Raw genomic sequence first — 23121 nt, forward strand, 5'->3', positions numbered from 1 at the left:
GGTAGATGAGTTTTTTGAGCTCATAGAGGAGAATATAAGCAAGGTTAATCATTACTTCAAAACTGTCTTTAGGACCTTCCTTAGACACAAACCATACATCAAAAATGCGCTAGAAACACATTACTCAAATGCAAAATTGGAGGGAACCAATAAGCTTATCAAAGATATTAAACGTCTGGGCTTCGGTTTTAGAAACTTTATTAACTTTAGGAAGCGTGTTTTCATCACTCTGAACATACAAAAAGAGAAAACCTATCAGGTTCTCTCTAGATGTTAGCTTTTCGTCACCCACTACAGTTGACAAAGAGCCACTTTTTTACAATTATTGACTAGCTTAACACTTAGTATTTTGCAATATCAAATACTGTTGATTTCACACGAGTCATAGCTTCAATAGAGTATTTCACACCTTGAGTACCGGCACCAGATCCTTTAACACCAAGGAATGGGAAGTTATCTGTACCACGTTGTGTTTTATTATTGATGTGAACTGTACCAACTTCAAGTTGTTCAGCAATAGCAAATGCACGTGGGTAATCTTGTGTAAAGACAGCACCTTGAAGTCCATATTCAGATTGGTTAGAAATCTTGATTGCTTCTTCAACTGAAGATACACGGATGAATGGCAATACAGGACCAAATGGTTCTTCCCAAGCAACACGCATATCTGTTGTTACATGGTCAAAGACTGTTGGATAGATAAGGTTTCCTTCACGTTTCAATTCAGTTTTAGCAGTAGCACCTTTTTCAACAGCATCATCAATCAAACTTTGTACAAAGTCAGCTGATTTAGTATCGATAAGTGGTGTAACACTTGCACTTTCTTCAGGCATACCAACAGTGATATTTGCAACCAAAGCAGTTACTTTTTCTACCAATGCATCAGCAACGCTATCCATTACAAGAACACGTTTGATAGCTGTACAACGTTGACCTGAGTAGTCAAAGGCACCTGCCACGATGTTTTTAGCAGTCAAGTCAAGGTCAGCATCTTCAAGAACGATAGCTGAGTCTTTACCACCAAGCTCAAGCATGATTGGACGCATTGCTGCCAAACGACCAATGTTTTCACCAACTGGAGTTGAACCTGTAAAGTTGATAAAGTCAACTGCTTTATGTTCAACGATGTAGTCACCGATAACAGAACCACGACCTGTGATTGAGTTCAAGACACCAGCAGGGATACCAGCTTCAACAAATGCTTCAACCAAAAGAAGACCTGAGATAGAACCTTGTGTTGGTGGTTTGAAGGCAACAACGTCACCAGCGATCAAGGCAGGAGCAATTTTAGAACCAGCCAAGTTTACTGGATAGTTGAATGGTGAAATAGCAAGGACAAGACCTACTGGTTCACGACGAACAACAGCGATTTTTTCTTGCTACCAGCATCAAAGGCACCACCTTCAAGTACTTCACCTTCCAAACGCAAACCTTCTTCAGCTGCATAGTGGATAATTTCAGCAGTACGAACAACTTCACCAATTGCAGATTTCAAACCTTTAGAAATTTCTTTAGAAAGAACTCGACCGATCTTATCAGCATCACGTTCCAAGATATCAGCTGCTTTATGAAGGTAAGCTGCACGTTCAGCGTATGAAAGCGCACGCCATGCTGGGAGTGCTGCTTTAGCTGCTGCGTAGACTTCGTCTACATCAGCTTGGCTCATAGCTGGAACTGATCCAAGTTCCTCACCGTTTGCAGGTGCGTAGATAGTAATTGAATTTTCAGATGTTTTCCACTCACCATTGACATAGTTTTTGTATTGTTTAGCCAAGATAGTAACTCCTTTTATCTATTATAAAACCTATTCTATCATTTTTTTCCAAATATTCCAAGATTAAAACAAGGATTATTCAGAAAATTTTGACAAAAAATAATTAAAGTTCTTAACCTAGGTTAGACGTATTCTACTCCTAAAAAGACAATGAGTCAATTATTTTGTCTATGTAAAAAAAGCGAAAGCACAAGCTTTCACTTTTTTCTTATTAGTCTACGTTAACGTATTCTTTTGAAAGTTCAAGAACTTCTTCCATTGTTGAACATTCAGTAAGTGCACGGTTAGCGTATTCTTCCATTTTAGCTGTGTCAAGTTTCTTCATCAAGCTACGTGTACGAAGAACAGATGTAGCTGACATAGAGAACTCATCCAAGCCCATTCCGACAAGAAGAGGAACAGCTGTTTGGTCACCAGCCATTTCACCACACATACCAGCCCATTTACCTTCAGCATGCGCAGCTTTGATAACATTGTTAATCAAACGAAGAATTGATGGGTTATATGGTTGGTAAAGGTATGAAACTTGTTCATTCATACGGTCAGCAGCCATTGTGTATTGGATAAGGTCATTTGTACCAATTGAGAAGAAATCAACTTCTTTAGCAAATTGATCAGCAAGCATAGCTGCAGCTGGGATTTCAATCATGATACCTACTTCAATGTTGTCTGCAACAGCAACACCTTCAGCAATCAATTTAGCTTTTTCTTCTTCGAGAATACCTTTAGCAGTACGGAACTCATTCAACAAAGCAACCATTGGGAACATGATACGCAATTTACCGTGAACAGATGCACGAAGCAAGGCACGTAATTGTGTACGGAACATTTGATTACCAGTTTCAGAGATAGAAATACGCAAAGCACGGAAACCTAAGAATGGGTTCATTTCTTTAGGAAGGTCGAAGTAAGGAAGTTCTTATCTCACCGATATCCATTGTACGAACGACAACAGGTTTACCGTTCATACCTTCAAGAACGGCTTTATATGCTTCATATTGGTCATCTTCAGTTGGGAAATCTTGAGAATCCATATACAAGAATTCTGTACGATAGAGACCAACAGCTTCTGCACCGTTATCATTTACACCTTCAACGTCTTTAGGTGTACCGATGTTAGCAGCCAATTCGAAATGTTTTCCATCAGCAGTAACTGTTTGAGCATCTTTAAGGAGAGCCCATTCAGCTTTTTGTTTAGCGTAAGCTTCACCAGCTGCTTTAAACTCAGCAATTTGCTCTTCAGTTGGGTTGATAACAACTTCACCAGTAATACCTGAAACCGCCAAAATGTCGCCATCTTTAACAAGTTCTGTGATGTTATTTGTACCAAGAACGGCTGCGATTTCAAGGGTACGAGCCATGATTGCAGAGTGACTTGTACGTCCACCGATATTAGTAACAAAAGCTTTTACGTACTTTTTGTTCAACTGAGCTGTATCAGATGGTGTCAAGTCATGAGCAACAACGATTGATTCTTCGTTGATTGTTGCTGGGTTAGGCAATTTCTTACCAAGCAAGTTAGCAAGCACACGTTTTGTAACGTCACGAATATCCGCTGCACGTTCTTGCATGTATGGGTTGTCTTCCATACCTTCAAAAATAGCGATAAACATGTCTGCTACTTCTGTCAAAGCAGCTTCAGCATTAACTTGTTTAGCACGGATAGTTTCTTTAATTTGACCAGTCATTTCTGGGTCAGCAAGAACCATCAAGTGAGCATCAAAAACGGCTGCCGCTTCTTCACCAAGGCTTTCAACTGCTTTTTCACGGATAACAGAAAGCTCGTCTTGTGACGCCGCTAGAGCAGCATCTAGACGAGCCTCTTCTGCACTTGTATCTTCAACTGTTACAGTTTCAAATGACAAGTCCGGTTGAACAAGCAGATATGCCTTAGCAACTGCAACACCATCAGATGCTGCGATTCCTTTAAGCATTTCTGTCATATTCTTATGCCAATCCTTCTTTTGTCATTGTTTCTGCGATTGCTGCGATTGCGTCATCAGCATCAGCACCTTCTGCAGAGATAGTTACGTCAGCACCTTGACCAACACCAAGGCTCATAACACCCATGATAGATTTAAGGTTAACTGCTTTACCTTTGTAGTCAAGAGTGATATCTGAAGCAAATTTGCTAGCTGTTTGAACAAGCAAAGTAGCTGGACGTGCGTGGATACCTGTTTCTGCAACAATGTGGAAATCTTTAGAAGCCATAATGGATTCTCCTTCTTCATTTGGAATATTTGAGTTATCGATGATAACCCTTACAATTTAGAATTATAACATAGCTAATTCATATTATCAAGGTTAAAACATACTTTATGAAAAATTTCCTAAGGGTTTCTTCTCATTTAGTCATGTCCTTTCAAGATTTTATTCTCTCTTTTAACCATTTGTTACAGAAATAAAGATAAATCCGAAAAGTTTTTCATTATATTTTCATGGAATGTTTTCATAAAGGCTAAGTTAGCGTTTAGATACGATTTAAGATGTTTTGACTAAAATCACTTGTTGAAAAAGCTGTTTTTTCAAATGCAAGGTCAGCTGTAAAGATACCCTCTTGAAATGTTTTTCAATAGCAGCAGTGATTAATTGAGCAGCTTCTGACCAACCGATATAATCTAAGAGCATGCACCCAGATAATAGTACCGAACATGGATTTGCCTTGTCTTGATCTGCAATATCAGGAGCCGTTCCATGTGTCGCTTCAAAAATAGCATGGCCAGTTTGATAGTTAATGTTGGCTCCAGGGGAAATTCCGATACCACCAACCTGTGCGGCCAAGGCATCACTGGCATAATCACCATTCAAGTTGGTCAAGGCAACCACATCAAATTTTCCTGGATTTAGAAGAATTTGTTGTAGGAAGTTATCTGCGATGATATCGTTAATCTCTAAACGGCCAGCAAGTAGCTCCTCTTTATACTCTTCCTGTGCCACCTCGTAACCCCATTTACGGAAACCGCCCTCAGTAAATTTTTGAATATTGCCTTTGTGGACTAGGGTTACTTTTTGAGATTATTCTTGAGTGCATAGTCAATTGCTGAACGAATTAATCGTTTACTTCCTTCAATTGAAATTGGTTTAATACCGATACTACTTGACTCTGGGAAACGAATTTTAGTCACACCCATTTCTTTCTGCAGAAAATCAATGACTTTCTTTACCTCTTCCGTTCCTGCTTCCCATTCAATACCTGCATAGATATCTTCGGTATTTTCACGAAAAATAGTAATATCCGTTTTTTCTGGTTCTTTAAGAGGGCTTACCACTCCTTTAAAGTAACGAACTGGACGAACGCAGGCATAGAGGTCAAGTTCCTGACGTAGAGCAACATTTAAAGAACGGATTCCACCACCAACTGGCGTTTCAAGAGGACCTTTAATAGCTACCAAACTGTCTCGAATAGCTTCTAAAGTAGCTTGAGGTAACCATTCTACTGTTTTGTCAAAAGCCTTTTTTCCTGCTAGAAGCTCTTGCCACTCAATCTGACGCTTACCATCATAGGCTACCTCTACAGCCTTATTGAAGATGGCTTGAGCATTTTTCCAAATATCACGACCAACACCATCTCCTTCAATATAAGGAATAATAGGATTATCAGTAACCTCTAGGTGACCATTTCCCATTTTGATTTTTTCTGCCATAGATTTTTCCTCACTAACGTTTTTCTAAAGGAATATAAGTTAAGTTTTCTTGTCCAATATATTGAGAACGTGGACGAATCAATTTATTATTTTTTGTTGCTCCTGAATATGTGCAATCCATCCTGCGACACGACTCATTGCAAAGATGAGCGTGAAGATATCACTATCGATACCCAAAGAATGGTAAACCGTCGCTGAATAGAAATCGACATTGGGAATCAAACCTTTCTTAATTTTCATGAATTCCTCAATCTCTTGCGACATATTAAAGAACTCTTGATTGTCCGTATTCTCAGTCAACTTCTTAGCCATATCTCTCAAGAATATTTCTCGAGGATCCTGTTTTTTATAAACACGATGTCCAAATCCCATGATTTTTTCTTTAGAGTCCAGCTTTTCTTGCAGATAGGCACTAACATCACCAGATTCATGGATTTCATTTAGCATATCAAAGACGCGCTCATTAGCACCACCATGGAGAGGGCCTTTTAACGCTCCAATAGCTGTCGTAACACAAGAATAAATATCTGTAAGGGTTGAAGCACAAACACGCGCTGCAAAGGTTGAGGCGTTCAACTCATGATCTGCATGAAGAATTAAAGCCTTATTCATAGCTTCAACTTCAATAGTAGATGGTTCAACCCCATTCAGCATGTAAAGAAAATTTGCCGCAAAGCCTAAATCTTCACGTGGTTTCACAGGCATCTGACCCGTCCTTAAACGAGCGAATGTTGTAATAATTGTTGGTAACTTAGCCATCAATTCAATACTTTGTTGATAGATGGCTTCCAGGGAGCGCTCCTCAGCATGGACATTATATACCCCTAATAATGAGACTGTAGAACGCAAAACACTCATGGGATGCAAATGAGGCCTTGATTGTATGAGAATACATTGCTCAACCGCATCCGAAATATCATAATTCTTACGCAATTCCGCTTCAAAATATTTAAGTTCCATTTGAGTTGGTAGATGCCCATTCCACAAGAGATATATGATTTCCTCAAAAGAAGCTTTATTATCCATAAATTCTGAAATATCATAGCCTGCGTAGGATAAATGATCATCAATAATAGACGAAATACGTGTATTACAAGCAATCATATCCTTCAGACCATTTGTTTCAACTGTTGTCATATTATGCTCCCTTCAATTTTTTCCGAACAACCATTGGTAGAATACCACCATTCTTATAGTAGCGAATATCGGCGTCTGCATCAAAACGGACTAGTACCTTAAATGTTTTTGTTTCAGAAGACGTTCTAGCTGTTACGGTGATAACATCGTGGACACCAGGATTTTCCGAAAGATCCAAGCTAAATGTCTCCTGTCCTGTCAAACCAAGAGACTCAGCTGATTCTCCTTCCATAAATTGAACTGGTAAAATGCCCATCATTACTAAGTTTGAACGGTGGATACGTTCAAAGCTCTCAGCAAGCACTACTTTTACACCAAGGAGATTTGCGCCTTTGGCTGCCCAGTCACGGCTTGAACCCATTCCATAGTCTTTACCAGCAATCACAAGCGTGTCTTGATTAGCTTCCTTGTATTTCATAGCCGCATCATAAATAGGAATGATTTCACCATCATATTTAGTATATCCACCAATTTTACCCTCTGCCAACTCATTTTTGATACGAATATTAGCAAAAGTTCCTCTCATCATCACTTCATGGTTTCCACGACGACTACCATAGGAATTAAAGTCCTGATAATCCACTCCGTGTTCAGAGAGATAATTCGCTGCAGGACTATTTCGGGCAATATTACCAGCTGGAGAAATATGGTCAGTTGTTACTGTATCTCCAAATTTCGCTAAAACTTTCAAATCAGTCAGTGGTTTAATGGACAAGTCGTCTCCCAAGCAATCAAAATAAGGTGGGTTTTGGATATAGGTTGATTCTAGATTCCATTTATAATTCTGACCTTGCTCAGTTGGAATAGCATTCCACTTCGCACTGTCTGAAAAGACATTGGCATATTCATCTTGGAAGAGTTGACGAGTCACAAATTTATCAACATATGACTCAATTTCATCACGAGATGGCATGATATCTTCCAGATAGACAGCTTTGCCATTTTCATCAACCCCAAGAGCTTCAGTAGTCAAATCAATATTGGTGTTGCCAGCCAAGGCATAAGCAACAACCAAAGGTGGGCTAGCTAAAAAATTCGCTTTAACCAGAGGATTGATACGTCCTTCAAAGTTACGGTTTCCTGATAAAACAGCACTTGCCAACAAGTCATTGTCAGAAATAGCTTTAGCCACTTCTGGTCGTAGATCTCCTGAGTTACCAATACATGTCGTACAACCATAACCAACTAAATTAAAGCCAAGTTTATCCAAATATGTTTGCAAGCCTGAAGCTTTGAGATAACCTGTAACCACTTTAGATCCTGGCGCCAAAGAGGTCTTGACTGTTGGAGAGACTTTGAGCCCCTTTTCAACAGCCTTTTTAGCTAAAAGACCCGCAGCCATAAGAACGTAAGGATTTGAAGTGTTGGTACATGACGTAATCGCTGCTATTGCCACATGACCAGTCTGAATCGTCTCTGAATGACCCTCAAAATCAACCTGAGCCGTCCTTTCTAATTCCTCACGATCAAGGCCAAAACCACGGACACCTGCTTCTCGAACTACGGCATCCTGGAATTCTTGTTTAGCATCGGATAAGAGAATCAAGTCTTGTGGGCGTTTTGGACCTGAAATCGAAGGTTTAATGGATGACAAATCAATTTCAACAACCTTGGTATAGGTAGCTTCTTTGCTAGGATCATAGAAAAGATGGCTAGCTTTTGCGTAGGCTTCAGTGACCTGGATATGTTCCTCATCACGGTTAGTTAAACGCATGTAGTTAAGAGTTTCGTCATCAATAGGAAAATAACCACAGGTCGCACCATATTCAGGTGCCATATTAGCGACCGTAGCACGGTCAGCTAGAGATAAACTCTTCAATCCAGGACCAAAATACTCAACGAATTTACCAACAACATTTTCAGAACGAAGCACCTGAGTAATCTTGAGGGCCAAATCGGTTGCCGTCGCAATTTTAGGTAGTTCTCCTGTCAAACGAACACCTATAACCTCTGGGATTGGGAAATAAGATGCTTCACCAAGCATTGCTGCTTCGGCTTCAATTCCTCCGACACCCCAACCAAGAACACCGATACCATTGATCATAGTTGTGTGACTATCTGTACCAAACATAGAATCTGGATACAGAAGCCCATCTTTTTCAATAATAACGTCACTTAAAAATTCAATATTAACTTGGTGGATGATACCTGTTGCAGGTGGAACGGCACGATAATTTTCAAAGGATTGTTCAGCCCACTTAAGAAATTCGTAACGCTCATTGTTACGCTTAAACTCCAAATTAATGTTATCTTCAAGAGACGTGCTACAACCATAAGAATCTACCTGAACAGAGTGGTCAATCACCAAGTCCACAGGAATCTCTGGATTAATAAGTTCTGCCTTTCCTCCATTCGCTACGATTGCATCACGCATGGATGCCAAATCAACAACAACAGGAACTCCGGTAAAGTCTTGAAGAATAACACGACTTGGTTTAAAAGGAACTTCCGAATTTATCGAAATATTCGGAAATTTCAAGATACTACTAATGTGAGATTCTGTAACATCAACACCGTCCTTTTTTCTTAAAAGACTTCAAATAATATTCTAATCGTATAGGGTAGTTTTTCTACCGTAACCCCCTGCTTTGTCGCAACTTTTTCAATATCATAAAACGTAAAGTCTTGATCTTTTACAGTCAGATTTGAGCAATATTCTTGCATACTAGAACCTCCATTAGTTAAAAGTTTTTCTTATTTTATACCTATTCCTTCTAAAATACAAATGAAATTGGCATTTTTATGTCATAAAATCTCACATAATTAGTTAGTTGACTCCTTTTTCCAATAAATATTGACTGGTGTCAAAAAACTTTAAAAAGGCTTAAAAAACACAATATATGGGGTTGTGTTTGAATACTAAACACAAAATATTGTATTTTTGTCGGTTCAACCTCTTGATTTTTCCCTATATTTTGGGTATTCTATTAGAGTTCCAAAAGTGACCTTTAGTCACTTAAATTCATTATTAAAAGGAGTATTTGCAATGGCAAAGATTACATTGTTTTCAAAAAACAACTGCATGCAATGCAAAATGACAAAAAAATTCTTAGAAAAGGAGAATGCTGATTTCGAAGAAATCAACATTGATGAGCATCCAGAGAAAATTGATTATGTAAAAAGCCTTGGTTTCACAGCTGCTCCAGTTATTGAATCCGGTGATATCGTCTTTTCAGGATTTCAACCTGCAAAACTTAAAGAAATTCTCTAACTCTCAAGTTTTCATTATAGAAAGGAACTTGTTTGCTTAGTTTAAGGAATAAATCTTAATAAACCATTAAACTAAGTTTGGTATCAGTATTATGTCTTTAAAAAATCTTGGCGATGTTTCTTATTTCCGCCTCAATAATGAAATCAACCGTCCAATTAACGGTCAAATACCTTTGCACAAGGATAAAGAAGCCCTTCATGCCTTTTTCCTTGAAAATGTTAAGCCAAATTCAATGGCATTCAACAGCATCACAGAAAAAATTAATTACTTGATTGAAAATGACTATATCGAGTCTGAATTCATTGGGAAATACGAACCTGCCTTCATTGAGAAATTGTCTGCGGAAATTTACTCTCAAAATTTTCGTTTTCAATCATTTATGTCGGCTTACAAGTTCTATCAACAATACGCTTTAAAAACTAATGATGGCCAGGCTTATCTTGAAAGTATTGAGGACCGTGTTCTTTTTAATGCCCTCTACTTTGCTGATGGCGATGAACATCTAGCCAGTGATCTTGCTAATGAGATGATTCACCAACGTTATCAACCTGCTACTCCTTCCTTCTTGAATGCTGGGCGTAGCCGTCGTGGAGAACTTGTTTCATGTTTCCTTATTCAAGTAACGGATGACATGAATTCTATCGGACGTTCTATTAACTCAGCCCTACAGTTGTCACGTATTGGTGGTGGGGTAGGTATTAGTCTCTCTAACCTACGTGAAGCTGGTGCTCCTATTAAGGGGTATGCTGGTGCAGCTTCTGGTGTCGTACCAGTAATGAAACTCTTTGAAGATAGTTTCTCTTACTCAAACCAACTTGGTCAACGTCAAGGTGCTGGAGTTGTTTATCTTAGCGTCTTCCATCCAGATATCTTAGCTTTTCTTTCTACTAAAAAAGAAAATGCCGATGAAAAAGTTCGTGTCAAAACATTATCACTAGGCGTTACCGTACCTGATAAGTTTTACGAATTGGCACGTAAGAATGAAGAAATGTATCTCTTCAGCCCTTACTCTGTCGAAAAAGAATACGGGAAACCATTTAACTACATCGACATCACAGCTATGTACGACGAATTGGTTGCCAATCCCAATATCACAAAAACTAAGATTAATGCGCGTGAGTTAGAAACTGAAATTTCTAAACTCCAACAAGAATCTGGTTACCCATATATCGTCAATGTTGATACAGCTAACAGACATAATCCAATTGATGGTAAAATTGTCATGTCCAACCTTTGTTCTGAGATTCTCCAAGTTCAAACACCAAGTGAACTGAACGATGCACAAGAATTTGTGAAACTTGGTACAGACATTTCATGTAACCTTGGATCTACTAACATCCTTAACATGATGACATCGCCTGACTTTGGACGTTCTATCAAGGCTATGACGAGAGCACTTACTTTTGTTACAGATAGCTCTAGCATCGAAGCTGTACCATCTATAAAAAATGGTAACCAACAAGCTCATACCTTTGGTTTAGGTGCCATGGGGCTCCATTCTTACCTTGCTAAAAACCACATTGAATACGGTAGCCCTGAATCTGTTGAATTCACTAATATCTACTTCATGCTTATGAACTACTGGACTTTGGTTGAATCTAACAATATTGCCCGTGAACGTCAAGAAACCTTTGTTGGTTTTGAAAAATCCAAATATGCCGATGGTTCTTACTTTGATAAATACGTTACAGGACAGTATGTTCCTAAATCTGACCGTGTTAAGGAACTGTTCGATGGCCACTTCATTCCGCAAGCAAAAGATTGGGAAGAGCTTCGTGAGTTAGTTAAGAAAGATGGTCTCTATCATCAAAACCGCTTGGCAGTTGCACCAAATGGATCAATTTCTTATATTAACGACTGTTCTGCTTCTATCCACCCAATCACACAACGTATTGAAGAACGTCAAGAGAAGAAAATTGGTAAAATCTACTATCCAGCTAACGGACTCTCAACAGACACTATTCCTTTCTACACTTCAGCTTACGACATGGATATGCGTAAAGTGATTGATGTCTATGCTGCTGCTACTGAACATGTGGACCAAGGTTTGTCATTAACACTTTTCTTGCGTAGTGAACTACCAAAAGAAATTTACGAATGGAAAACAGAAAATAAACAAACAACTCGTGACCTTTCTATCCTTCGTAACTATGCCTTTAACAAAGGTATCAAGTCAATTTACTACATTCGTACTTATACAGACGACGGTGAGGAAGTTGGCTCTAACCAGTGTGAAAGTTGTGTTATCTAACACTCTAAAAAATCACTGTTCTTATTCATAAAGGGCATTAAAAAGGTCGGTTCGCCGACTTTTTTAATAGATAAACTCAAAAAGCTATGTCATGATTTTGAATTATGATAAAATAGAAACGATATCAATAAAGAAAGAGGTTTCTAATGGAAACTTACTATAAAGCCATTAACTGGAATGAAATCGAAGATGCGATTGATAAATCTACCTGGGAAAAATTGACTGAACAATTCTGGTTAGATACACGTATTCCACTTTCAAATGACCTTGATGATTGGCGTAAACTTTCAGCTGAAGAAAAAGATTTGGTCGGAAAAGTCTTCGGTGGCTTGACCTTACTAGATACTATGCAATCACAAACAGGTGTTGAAGCTATTCGTGCCGATGTTCGTACACCCCATGAAGAAGCTGTTTTGAACAACATTCAGTTCATGGAATCTGTTCACGCAAAATCCTACTCTTCTATTTTCTCAACTTTGAACACTAAATCTGAAATTGAAGATATTTTCGAGTGGACCAATAGTAACGAATACTTGCAGACCAAAGCAAAAATCATAAACGACATCTATGAGAATGGAACACCACTTCAGAAAAAGGTTGCATCAACTTTTCTTGAAACCTTCCTTTTCTACTCAGGCTTCTTCACACCTCTATATTATCTGGGTAATAATAAGCTTGCCAATGTCGCTGAAATCATTAAATTGATTATCCGTGACGAATCTGTTCACGGAACCTATATTGGCTATAAATTTCAACTTGGATTCAATGAATTACCTGAAGAAGAGCAAGAAAGCTTCCGTGAATGGATGTATGACCTTCTCTATGAATTGTATGAAAATGAAGAGCTCTATACCAAGTCTCTCTATGATGGTGTTGGGTGGACTGAAGAAGTCATGACTTTCCTTCGTTACAACGCCAACAAGGCCCTCATGAACTTAGGACAAGATCCACTTTTCCCAGATAGTGCAAACGATGTTAACCCAATCGTTATGAATGGTATTTCTACAGGAACTTCCAACCACGACTTCTTCTCTCAAGTTGGTAATGGTTACCTTCTAGGTACTGTGGAAGCTATGCAAGACGATGATTATAACTACGGACTATAAGAAAAAACTAGCTGAGCTAGTTTTTTCTTGTCTTCAATACTATATTCGAAAAACAAATAGAAAAAGAGTTCAATCTGAACTCTTTTTAGCTTATTTTGCTTTAACTTCAAAGCCTTCTGCTACACCTTCAGCAAAGTTTTCTTCAACAATGCTAGCACAGTAATCACAGATTGTTGCATTATAGCTACGTTCCTTGGTAGTTGGATCAATACGACGACAACGATCACAAACTTCACCTGAAGCACGTTCTACAGTGAAGGCAACATTTTCAAAGCTCACAGCTGATTCAGGAGCATCTCCTTCAGCAATAGTCAATGCTGAAACAATCAAAAGTTGAGCAAGATTTGTATTCAAACCTTCAAGAAGTTCTTTAACTTCAGCATCGGGATAAATAGTCAAATGAGCTTCTAGTGATTTACCGATAACCTTCTCATTACGAGCTTCTTCCAAAGCTTTTTGAGCTTGACCACGGAAATCCATGAATGCTTTCCATTTTTCAAGGATTGCTTCTTGATTTTCGAAAGCTTCTGCTTCTGGCAACTCTGACAATTGAACAAACTCTTCAGTTTCAAATTCAAGATATGACCAGATTTCTTCAGCAGTGTGAGGAAGAATTGGAGTCAAGAGTTTTGTGATCTTAACAAGAATATCGTAGAAGACTGTTTGCATTTGACGACGTTCAAGAGAATCTGCACTCTCAATGTAAACCACATCTTTAGCAAAATCAAGATAGAAAGCTGACAACTCTACATTAATAAAGTTAACCAAAGCTTTGTAGATAGTCAAGAACTCAAAGTTTGCATAAGCGTCACGAATGGTCTTAACCAATTGGTTGAATCGGATAGTCATGTACTGATCCACAGATCGCAATTCTTCAAAGGCCACAGCATCAGTTGTTGGATTGAAGTCTGATGTATTAGCAATCAAGAAACGGAGCGTGTTACGGATTTTACGGTAAGATTCAGATACTTGGCTAAGGATATCCATTGAGATACGGACATCATTGGTCGTATCAACACTTGTTACCCAAAGACGGAGAATTTCTGCACCAAATTGCTTTTCAACATCACTAGGAGCAATCGTATTTCCAAGTGATTTAGACATCTTTTCACCCTTACCATCGAGGGCAAAACCTTGAGACAAGAGTTGTTTATATGGTGCGACACCATGATTGGCAACTGATGTGATAAGTGATGAGTTAAACCAACCACGGTATTGGTCAGAACCTTCAAGATAAAGGTCAGCTGGATAAGTCAATTCAGGTCGATTAACGACAACACCATTCCATGATGAACCTGAGTCAAACCACACATCCATAATATCATTTTCTTTAGTGAACTCACCGTTTGGTGAACCAGGATGTGTGAAACCTTCTGGAAGAAGATCTTTAGCATCACGTTCCCACCAAATAACCGATCCATGCTCTTCAAAAAGTTTAGCCACATGTTCAATCGTTTCCTCAGTCATGATTGGTGTCTTATCTTCAGCATAGAAGATTGGGAGTGGAACACCCCAAGCACGTTGACGAGATATGACCCAGTCTCCACGGTCACGAATCATGTTGTAAAGACGAACTTTACCCCATTCTGAATGGAATTTAACTTTTTCAATTTCATCCAAAATTTCTTGACGGAATTTAGATACAGATGCAAACCATTGAGGGACTGCACGCCAGATAATTGGTTTTTTGGTACGCCAGTCAAATGGGTATGAGTGAGAGATTTCTTCTTTGGCAAGAAGGAGATCACCAAGTTTATCAATGACTGTTGGTACAACTTTATCATAGAACTGACCTGCAAAATCAGGACCTGCATTTTCCATCATGATACCACGTTCATTGACCGTTACAGCAACTTCTAAGCCATTGGCAACACCTACGTTATAGTCATCTTCACCAAAACCGGGCGCTGTATGGACGATACCAGTACCAGAATCCAGTGTAACGTGATCACCAAGGATAACCAATTCATCAACTTCTGAGTCCCATGGGTGTTCGGTTACAATTTGATCCAATTCTTTCCCTTGGTAAGTTGCAAGTACTTCAACATCTTGCCAACCAAATTTTTCAGAAAGACTTGGCAATAGCTCAGAAGCCACAACATATTTACGGTCAGATCCAGCGGACTTAACAACTACATAATCAAAATCAGCTCCCATTGTCAAGCCTCGAGACGCTGTAATAGTGAATGGTGTAGTTGTCCATACAACGATATAGGTATCGGTATCCAATACGCCTTTACCATCCTTAACTTTATTAGCATAGTAAAGAGATGTAGAAACTAAATCATGGTATTCGATTTCTGCTTCAGCAAGCGCTGATTCTGATGACCATGACCAGTAAACTGGTTTCGCACCTTGGTAGATGTAACCTTTTTTAGCCATCTCACCGAAGACACGAATTTGTGCAGCTTCATAGTCAGGTGTCAAAGTTACATATGGGTTATCCCAATCAGCTGAGACACCAAGTCGTTTGAAATCTTCACGTTGCTTGTCAACTTGTGAAAGCGCATAGTCACGACACATTTTAAGGTATTCAGAGCGTTCGATTTCTTTACGTTTCACACCTTTTTTAGCCAAAACCTGTTCGATTGGAAGCCCATGAGTATCCCATCCAGGAATATAAGGTGCATAGAAACCAGACATTGATTTAGAACGAACGATAATATCCTTGGAAATTTTATTCATGGCATGTCCAACGTGAATATTACCATTGGCATACGGAGGGCCATCATGAAGGGTGAAGTGCGATTTTCCTTGGTTCAATTCTTGACGACGTTGATACATATTAGCATCTTCCCACTCTTTTTGCCAGAGAGGTTCTTTATTAGGAAGTCCAGCACGCATAGGAAAAGCTGTCTTACCAAGATTTAGGGTTTCTTTAAGTTTCATTCTATCTCCTCTTCAATATAATTTACAAAATAAAAAGAGCCTTCATCAAAAAGGACGAAAGCTCGTGGTACCACCTTTGTTTAGAGCAAATATAAAATTGCTCCCTCATATGTCCGTAAGGAGGACCATCCTTCTAACTTACTTGATTCAGTCAGAACCAAAGAAAATGATAACCGGCCAAATAGGGAATGTGGGACTCACACCATCTCCCACTCGCTGAAAATATACTTGGTAAGTTTTATTTTCTTATTCGCCAATATTCAATTTAAAAGTTTGTGTTTCGTTAAGGTTTACTTCACCTGTTGTTTCAGGTTGAAAATCAAAATCTTCATCTACTGGTGCAGAAGTTGGAAAGTCTGCTGCTTCGCTATCGAAAGAATCTGAGTTACCTAAATCAACTGGGGTCGAAACAGTTTCATTAGTTTCTTCAAATTCTTGATTAGAGAAATCTTCGACTTTCTTGTTACTTTCAGCAACACGACGTTGAAGTTCAGCCATTTCATCAGGAGTAAATTGACGCGTTGCATCAAATGAAGCTGCATCATTTGAATCTGGGACATGTTCGTCCAAAACTTTTTCAACAACTTCTTTAAAGGCAGCATCTGAGTTTTGAAGATAAATAGCTGTTGGTTGCAACAATTCACCCCACTCTGGAGCACTTGCTAAGCTAAGTTGACCTTCAACTGCAGCCAAAAGACGTTGATGGAAAACACGACTTTGACGTTTAAGCTCTTCTGTCTCAATAGCAACACGTTTCGCTTCATCAGTAGCATCACGAAGAATTTCAGATGCTTTAGATTTAGCTTCTTCAACCAAATGCGTTGCATTGAAGTTAGCTTTATTAATCAAGTTAGCTGATTCGTCAGCTGCTGAAGCTTTAACTTTTTCAGCTGTTTCTTGAGCCAAGATAACTGATTGGCTTAGTGATTCTTTCATTTCATCAAAATAAGCCAATTTTTCTTCAAGCTCTTTTACACGAGAAGCAAGCTCACGATTATCACGAACTAAATCTTCATAATCATCAACGATAATATCAAGAAATTCATCTACTTCTTGTTCATTGTATCCACGAAATTTAGTTGTAAACTGTTTATCTTTAATATCAAGTGCTGTGATTGCCATTACAGGCCTCCTTTATTTTTTACCATTTCTTCAAGCTCTTTTACACGAGCAGCAAGTTCACGATTTTCATGAACTAATTCTTCATAACCATCTACGATAATATCAAGAAATTCATCTACTTCTTCTTGATTGTAGCCACGAAATTTAGTTGTAAACTGTTTTTCGATAATCTCAAGTACTGTAATTGCCATTACAGATCCCCTCTATTTACATTACCATCTCTGATGATTTTAAATTAAATACCTACTTTTTTCTTCGTCTCAACATGCTATTAATAGTGACTTTAGCTTTACCAGATTTTGAAAATCCTTCTTGTTCGGCCAATCGAAATCGACCGAAACCCCGAACCGAAATCATATCACCAATAGTAATCAACTGGTCAGCCTTCTCAACTTGTCTATAATTTAATTTGACTTTACCAGATGAAATCAGCTTCAAGGCCCTAGAGCGTGATAAATTTAACACGGTTGCTAACACATTGTCAAGACGCATGCTAGAAAGTAAAACAAAAGAATGTGAGTAGTTTTCTTGATTTGTAATCCAATTCCCTTCACTAACATCCTTAAGTGTAACGGAAACATTACCAATCTTTTGATAGTCATTATAGCATAGTTTGCTAGGTGAGATGCTATCGAAAATTGAATACGTCCATCGTCATTGATAATGATGTCACCAAATACTTGTCGTTCAAGTCCAAGTTGATTAATCAAAGTCCCCAAAACTTTTGGATGAGTCAAGGTGTTAAACTGTCTTGCATAAGAAACCTCTAACCGCTTAATCTCAAAGTCATCATCAGAGAGCTCATAATAATCCGGAGCTATAATAACTCTTCTATACTCCTCCGTCTCAAGATTTGAACTTACAAAGAATTTTAAATGATAGTAATTTGCTAAATCTTCAACAATTTGAATCTCACGGGGATTTAAGAAATCAGTCAAATAAGGACTATACCTATCTTCAACCAATTGGCAAAATCCCCTAACCTTTTCTAAAAAAGGACGTTCATCTAACGAATAATGCTGTTCAATATTTTATTTTCTGACATCAGAATAGAATATTCCTAAGAATAGTGAGAGAAAAATTCAACAAAAGAACGATTACGATGATTGAAAAGTCAACACCAGCAAAGACCAAATTCAGACGACGAAATGGCGCAAGAATCGGATTAACAATTTGTCTAATGATTCTTCCAAGGCTAGTGTCATAGGCTCCTGGAAACCAAGATAACAAAGCGTAGACAACAAGAAGTATCTCTGCAACGTTAACGACACGTGCCCAAATAACATATAGTAATATAGACATTGCTTAACGTCTCTTCATATCAAAGTCAAAGTTGGCTTCTTGATTACCGTGTGCCAAGCCAATCTCTTCAATGTCAACAACGACATTGATTGGTGTAAGCAAGTACATTGAAGAGCCAACTTTTTGAAGATTCCCGGTAAGTACTTTACTTGCACCATCAATGAAATCAAGACAACGACGAGCTTGTGCCTCTAACATATACTGAAAATCAATCAAAACACATTCATTTTCGATCAAAAGTTCTACAATTTCCTGAGCATCTTCATATTTCTTAGGATATTTAATTGCAATTGTTGTTTTTGTTGTACTCATTTGATGTGGTCCCTGATTTGCTTGTGAACGACTCAAAGGTAAACTACGAAGAACTTGTGTCTCCTGCAAGTCTGCGTTAACATGTTGACGACGAGGAGGAACTGTTGCCTGTGAACGCTCAGGTTGACGTTGCTGACGAGGTTGTGTCTGCACTGGTCTCTGCACTTTTACAGGACGTTTTTTCTCTTCTTCTTTTGCAGCATCTTCATAATCGGTTACTTCGTCGGTATCAAAATATGAAACAATTTTATCAATTGTGTCTTTTAATGCCATAAGGTTAATCTCCGTTCTCTTTAAAGAATGCACTGCCGATTCTGACAAAGGTTGATCCATTTTGAATTGCCTCATCAAAATCTCGACTCATCCCCATGCTTAATTGATCACAAGGAACATTCTTTATTTTTTCTCTTGAATTGATTTTCTAAGTTCATTTGTCTGTGAGAAAATCTCATCAAGTTCTTGATTATCTGCATCAATTGGTGCCATTGTCATTAGTCCAACAATACAAATGTTATCAAGATTTTTAATTTGGTCTAGAACTGTATCAAGTTCTTCAGGCGAAAAACCATGTTTTGATTCCTCACCTGAAACGTTAACTTGAAGGAAACATTTAATCGTATGATTGGCACGCTTTTGAATTTCCTCTGCTAATTTTACAGAATCCAAGGCGTGAAAATAATCAACTAAATTAATAACATCCTTTACTTTTCGACGCTGTAAGGTACCGATAAGGTGCCAGGTCAAATCATAATTGTTTAAAGCTTGATATTTATCTAAGAATTTATCCACGCGATTTTCAGCAATGTGTTTAATTCCTGTTTTAACCAATTCTTCAGCAATATCACTAGAGACATATTTGGTTACGGCAATAATATTGACTTCATCACTAGAGCGATTAGCCTTCTCACAAGCTGCCTTTACCGCTTGATAAACATTATTTTTATTTTCTTCTATAGTCATTATTAACGATTTTAAAGAATGGTGGTGTTTCCAACTCATCATCATCCTCAACTTCACTTGAAAATGTAGACATAGTCAACTGACTATCTAATTGGCCAGTTTCAGGACGTGAGATATTATCACGTCTTAAGTCCCAGTTTCCAAAAGCAGACTGCTCTTGTTGAGATGCTGCCGCTGCAGGACGAACCCCTGCTTGAGGCATTGAAGGTGTTTCATTATAGTCAAAATTTGGTTGACGTTCAAATGAAGGTTGAGAAACTGGACGTTGTTCTTCTTGAATTGCTTGCTGAACAGGTGCTGCTGGTTGTGACGGTACTGATGTCACTTTGCGAGGTTGAGCTTTCACTCCCGCTACTTTATCAGCACGATCTTGACGAACTCCTGTAGCAACAACAGTTACGCGAATCTCATCTTTCAATGTATCATCAATTGATGTACCCAACCAAATGTTAACACCGTTACCAGCTGCTTGGCCAACAATTTCAGAAGCTTCTTCAGCCTCTGTAAGAGTCATATCAAGACCACCAGTTACGTTAACAATTACGTCTTCTGCACCATCAATAGTAGTTTCAAGAAGTGGCGAGAAGATTGCTTTGCGTGCAGCTTCAACAATACGTTCCTCACCAGAACCAATACCAATACCCATAAGCGCATTACCTTTGTTTGCCATAACTGTTTTCACATCAGCAAAGTCGAGGTTAATCAAGCCTGGATTAGTGATAAGATCCGTAATACCTTGGACACCTTGGCGGAGAACATTATCTGCTTCGCTAAGGGCTTCAAGAAGTGGAGTTTTCTTATCAACAATTTCAAGAAGATTGTTGTTTGAGATAATAAGAAGTGTATCAACTTGCTCACGCAACTCTTGAATACCTTCAACCGCATAAGCACCACGTTTGTTACCTTCAAATCCGAACGGACGTGTTACAACTGCAACTGTCAATGCACCTAAGCTTTTGGCAATACGTGCAATTACTGGAGCTGCTCCTGTACCAGAACCTCCACCCATACCGGCAGTGATAAATACCATGTCAGATCCTGTAAGTGCTTCTGTAAGTGTTTCTTCACTTTCTTCAGCCGCCTTACGACCAACTTCAGGTTGACCTCCGGCACCAAGTCCACGGGTCAATTTAGGGCCCAATTGGATAACTGTTTCTGCTTTTGAAGAGCTGAGCGCTTGAATATCAGTATTAGCTGCGATAAATTCAACACCAGAAAGACCTTCTTCAATCATTCGGTTGATGGCGTTTCCGCCACCTCCACCGACACCGATAACTTTAATGACAGCACCTTGAACAGATGCGCTATCAAATGAAAAACTCATTTTATTTCCTCGCTTTTTCTAGATTAAATTAATCGAACATACTACCAAAGATACCACGAACACGATCTCCAAGTTTTTGTTTTGGTTCATGATTTCCTTCTTCAACTGGCAAAGGCACTTCGATTGTATTCTCAACTGGAATAGGGTTAGGTTGTGGAGCCACTCGTGGCGCTGGTGATGGTGCTGGAGTTCTGTCAAAACTCAATGCAGGAGCCTCATTGTCGATAGGTTTACGACGGAGATACTCTTCACCAGATACTGCTCGTTGAGCAATAATATCAACTTCTGTAAGAAGGCCAACATACTCAACAAGACTAATCACATTTGCAAACATCGGATTACGAATGCCTACTTGATTTGGTACGTAAAGTTTGACATTTGTCTCAAAAAGCTCTTGAGCAACTTCAACTACACCAGGCATAATAGCTGTACCACCTACAAGGACGATACCACCAGGTAAATCAAGTAGACGACCACGAGTCAAATCTTGTTTCACTCTGTCCAAGATATGTTTCACACGAGCTGAGATAATTTCAGCAAGGTATTTTTCAGTGATTTCAACAGGTGAATTTTCACCTACAACTTCAACTTGAACAGTTTCAGATTCACTTGCTTCGTCAATATCAGCATTACCAAAATTAAACTTAAGCGCTTCTGCAATCTGCATGGAAGTCTTCAAAACCTTTGAAATATCCTTTGTGATGTATTCGCCACCTTCAGAATAAATATTGGTAAACTGAAGTTCTTGCGCACGCATACTTGCAACGGTAGTTTGACCGCCACCCAAATCAATGACTGTAGCACCAAACTCACGTTCACCTTCATTTAAGACCGCACGTGTCATCGCAAGAGGTGAGATAATAATATTCTCAACCTTAATACCTGCACGTTCAACCGTCTTTCGAAGATTGTGAAGGATTGTTGTTGGTCCTGTATAAATGAGACCCCTCATTTCAAGACGAATTCCCATCATTCCACGAGGATCACGAATTCCTTGGAAGCCATCAACGATAAACTCTTCAGGAACTAGCGAAATAACCTCACGCTCAGGTGTAATGCTCTTAGTCAAGGCTGAGCGAACAACACTTTCAACATCTTCATCTTTGATTTCTTTTGATTCACTGGTTACAGGAATCATCCCTTGGGTAGGCTCAATTTGAAGAAGATTAGCTGGAAGCCCAACATTAACTTGCTCAATAACAATACCAGCTTTTTCTTCTGCTTGTTCAATAGCTGTTTTGATGGATTTCGCTGCAGCGTCAATGTCAACAATGATACCATCTTTCACACCAGAACTCTTAACATTACTTACTCCGATGACATTCATTGATCCATCAATAAATTCAGCAACAAGAACCTTAATCGAGCTAGTTCCTATATCTAATCCTGTAAAAAAGCCATCTCTAGCCATTCACTCGACCTCTCAATCTTTCCATTCAATATCTTTGTAAACTGTATAAAAACAGAATTATTCGGATACTATTGTACCATAAAAAAACGTAAAATGTCAGCATTTTACGTTTTTATTATTCAATATTAGCCCTGAGCTAGGGAAGTTTGATGTGAGTTTTCTTGCCCTACTGCAGGAATACTTTCTCCTTGGTCACTTGAACTTTCGGTATTAGTATCCTCTCCAGAACTTTGTACAGACGATTCTGACTCTTGCCCTTCTTCAGAAGTAGCACTGGTTTCTTTACTATCAGTCTTGTCTTTATCTTTCTTTTTATCCTTATCTGATTTTTCAGATTTTGATGCTTCAACTTCCGGAGTTGTCGTATAAATACCAACTTCCATATCAACAATAGTCCCATCTGAAAGATGTTTTTTAATTTTTGGTAATATGGTAACTTGGTTGTTAATTGAGATAGTGGGACACGGATGGTATTGCCATCATACAACTCAATAGTCAACAAATCTGAAGTTGCCTTGGTAGGCGTTAAATTAATAATCTGAATGTTATTTTGATTTTAGCATCCAGTTGATTTAGCTCTTTTACAAGTTCTTCAATTTTCTTGTCATCATCTATTTTTAAAGTAATAAATTTATCTGGAAGATTTCCTGTTGAAACCGTTCCACCAGTTTTACCACT

At 38.6% G+C, this 23121-nt stretch carries 10 protein-coding genes and 10 pseudogenes; 4 read left to right on the forward strand and 16 right to left on the reverse strand.

All coding sequences use genetic code 11. The features are described 5' to 3' along the window. Nucleotides 1-270: pseudogene (locus HSISS2_RS10850) on the forward strand (transposase); the annotation flags it as partial. A 71-nt stretch (nt 271-341) separates the two neighbouring features. On the opposite strand, the pseudogene HSISS2_RS04570 reads toward HSISS2_RS10850, so the two are convergent. The 6 genes and pseudogenes from HSISS2_RS04570 to acnA all read right to left on the reverse strand — a co-directional run bounded on the left by HSISS2_RS04570 (nt 342) and on the right by acnA (nt 9219). Next, a pseudogene (locus tag HSISS2_RS04570) lies at nt 342-1774 on the reverse strand (NADP-dependent glyceraldehyde-3-phosphate dehydrogenase). A gap of 211 nt (nt 1775-1985) precedes the next feature. Next, nucleotides 1986-3717 (reverse strand): annotated as a pseudogene (ptsP, locus tag HSISS2_RS04575) (phosphoenolpyruvate--protein phosphotransferase). A gap of 4 nt (nt 3718-3721) precedes the next feature. Then, on the reverse strand, nt 3722-3985 hold the full coding sequence (locus HSISS2_RS04580; protein ID WP_002884015.1) for a phosphocarrier protein HPr: 264 nt from the start codon (nt 3983-3985) through the stop codon (nt 3722-3724). 259 nt (nt 3986-4244) lie between these two features. Continuing rightward, nucleotides 4245-5418 (reverse strand): annotated as a pseudogene (icd, locus tag HSISS2_RS04585) (NADP-dependent isocitrate dehydrogenase). A gap of 13 nt (nt 5419-5431) precedes the next feature. Continuing rightward, a pseudogene (locus HSISS2_RS04590) lies at nt 5432-6555 on the reverse strand (citrate synthase). Nucleotide 6556: 1 nt separating this feature from the next. Beyond that, nucleotides 6557-9219 (reverse strand): annotated as a pseudogene (gene acnA, locus HSISS2_RS04595) (aconitate hydratase AcnA). 322 nt (nt 9220-9541) lie between these two features. Here acnA and nrdH point away from each other — a divergent pair. The 3 genes from nrdH to nrdF all read left to right on the forward strand — a co-directional run bounded on the left by nrdH (nt 9542) and on the right by nrdF (nt 13123). Beyond that, nucleotides 9542-9766 carry a glutaredoxin-like protein NrdH gene (nrdH, locus tag HSISS2_RS04600; RefSeq protein WP_008534294.1) on the forward strand — a complete coding sequence of 75 codons (225 nt, stop codon included), beginning with the start codon at nt 9542-9544 and terminating at the stop codon, nt 9764-9766. A gap of 91 nt (nt 9767-9857) precedes the next feature. Further along, nucleotides 9858-12017, forward strand: coding sequence for a class 1b ribonucleoside-diphosphate reductase subunit alpha (gene nrdE / locus HSISS2_RS04605; protein ID WP_008534292.1), 2160 nt, complete (start codon nt 9858-9860; stop codon nt 12015-12017). A gap of 146 nt (nt 12018-12163) precedes the next feature. Further along, nucleotides 12164-13123 carry a class 1b ribonucleoside-diphosphate reductase subunit beta gene (gene nrdF, locus HSISS2_RS04610; RefSeq protein ID WP_002887602.1) on the forward strand — a complete coding sequence of 320 codons (960 nt, stop codon included), beginning with the start codon at nt 12164-12166 and terminating at the stop codon, nt 13121-13123. 90 nt (nt 13124-13213) lie between these two features. Here nrdF and ileS read toward each other — a convergent pair whose 3' ends face one another. The 10 genes and pseudogenes from ileS to HSISS2_RS12185 all read right to left on the reverse strand — a co-directional run. Then, nucleotides 13214-16012: an isoleucine--tRNA ligase gene (gene ileS / locus HSISS2_RS04615; RefSeq protein ID WP_021145622.1), complete on the reverse strand. Its 2799-nt coding sequence runs from the start codon at nt 16010-16012 to the stop codon at nt 13214-13216. Nucleotides 16013-16258: 246 nt separating this feature from the next. Then, nucleotides 16259-17134, reverse strand: coding sequence for a DivIVA domain-containing protein (locus tag HSISS2_RS04620; RefSeq protein WP_021145623.1), 876 nt, complete (start codon nt 17132-17134; stop codon nt 16259-16261). 26 nt (nt 17135-17160) lie between these two features. Continuing rightward, nucleotides 17161-17325: pseudogene (locus HSISS2_RS04625) on the reverse strand (DivIVA domain-containing protein); the annotation flags it as partial. 52 nt (nt 17326-17377) lie between these two features. After that, nucleotides 17378-18162, reverse strand: a pseudogene (locus HSISS2_RS12180) (YlmH/Sll1252 family protein). Between the two features lie 16 nt (nt 18163-18178). Beyond that, the gene (locus HSISS2_RS04635; RefSeq protein WP_008534285.1) at nt 18179-18436 is read right to left on the reverse strand and encodes a YggT family protein; all 258 of its coding nucleotides are present in this window, start codon (nt 18434-18436) and stop codon (nt 18179-18181) included. Between the two features lie 3 nt (nt 18437-18439). After that, on the reverse strand, nt 18440-19021 hold the full coding sequence (locus HSISS2_RS04640; protein ID WP_008534283.1) for a cell division protein SepF: 582 nt from the start codon (nt 19019-19021) through the stop codon (nt 18440-18442). A 4-nt stretch (nt 19022-19025) separates the two neighbouring features. Further along, a pseudogene (locus HSISS2_RS04645) lies at nt 19026-19708 on the reverse strand (YggS family pyridoxal phosphate-dependent enzyme). Continuing rightward, entirely contained in the window at nt 19689-21032 is a 1344-nt protein-coding gene (gene ftsZ, locus HSISS2_RS04650; RefSeq protein WP_021145629.1) for a cell division protein FtsZ, read from the reverse strand. Before ftsZ ends, HSISS2_RS04645 begins: the two are co-directional and overlap by 20 nt. 28 nt (nt 21033-21060) lie before the next feature. Beyond that, the gene (gene ftsA / locus HSISS2_RS04655) at nt 21061-22443 is read right to left on the reverse strand and encodes a cell division protein FtsA (RefSeq protein ID WP_002887627.1); all 1383 of its coding nucleotides are present in this window, start codon (nt 22441-22443) and stop codon (nt 21061-21063) included. A gap of 125 nt (nt 22444-22568) precedes the next feature. Further along, nucleotides 22569-23121: pseudogene (locus tag HSISS2_RS12185) on the reverse strand (cell division protein FtsQ/DivIB); the annotation flags it as partial.

Origin of the sequence: Streptococcus sp. HSISS2 (assembly GCF_000448665.1) — a bacterium.
Lineage (GTDB): Bacteria > Bacillota > Bacilli > Lactobacillales > Streptococcaceae > Streptococcus > Streptococcus raffinosi.

Excerpts from the sequence above, each read along its gene's own strand:
- HSISS2_RS04580 (WP_002884015.1), bottom strand. The coding sequence starts at position 3,985 with ATGGCTTCTAAAGATTTCCACATTGTTGCAGAAACAGGTATCCACGCA.
- nrdH (WP_008534294.1), top strand. The coding sequence starts at position 9,542 with ATGGCAAAGATTACATTGTTTTCAAAAAACAACTGCATGCAATGCAAA.
- nrdE (WP_008534292.1), top strand. The coding sequence starts at position 9,858 with ATGTCTTTAAAAAATCTTGGCGATGTTTCTTATTTCCGCCTCAATAAT.
- nrdF (WP_002887602.1), top strand. The coding sequence starts at position 12,164 with ATGGAAACTTACTATAAAGCCATTAACTGGAATGAAATCGAAGATGCG.
- ileS (WP_021145622.1), bottom strand. The coding sequence starts at position 16,012 with ATGAAACTTAAAGAAACCCTAAATCTTGGTAAGACAGCTTTTCCTATG.
- HSISS2_RS04620 (WP_021145623.1), bottom strand. The coding sequence starts at position 17,134 with ATGGCAATCACAGCACTTGATATTAAAGATAAACAGTTTACAACTAAA.
- HSISS2_RS04635 (WP_008534285.1), bottom strand. The coding sequence starts at position 18,436 with ATGTCTATATTACTATATGTTATTTGGGCACGTGTCGTTAACGTTGCA.
- HSISS2_RS04640 (WP_008534283.1), bottom strand. The coding sequence starts at position 19,021 with ATGGCATTAAAAGACACAATTGATAAAATTGTTTCATATTTTGATACC.
- ftsZ (WP_021145629.1), bottom strand. The coding sequence starts at position 21,032 with ATGAGTTTTTCATTTGATAGCGCATCTGTTCAAGGTGCTGTCATTAAA.
- ftsA (WP_002887627.1), bottom strand. The coding sequence starts at position 22,443 with ATGGCTAGAGATGGCTTTTTTACAGGATTAGATATAGGAACTAGCTCG.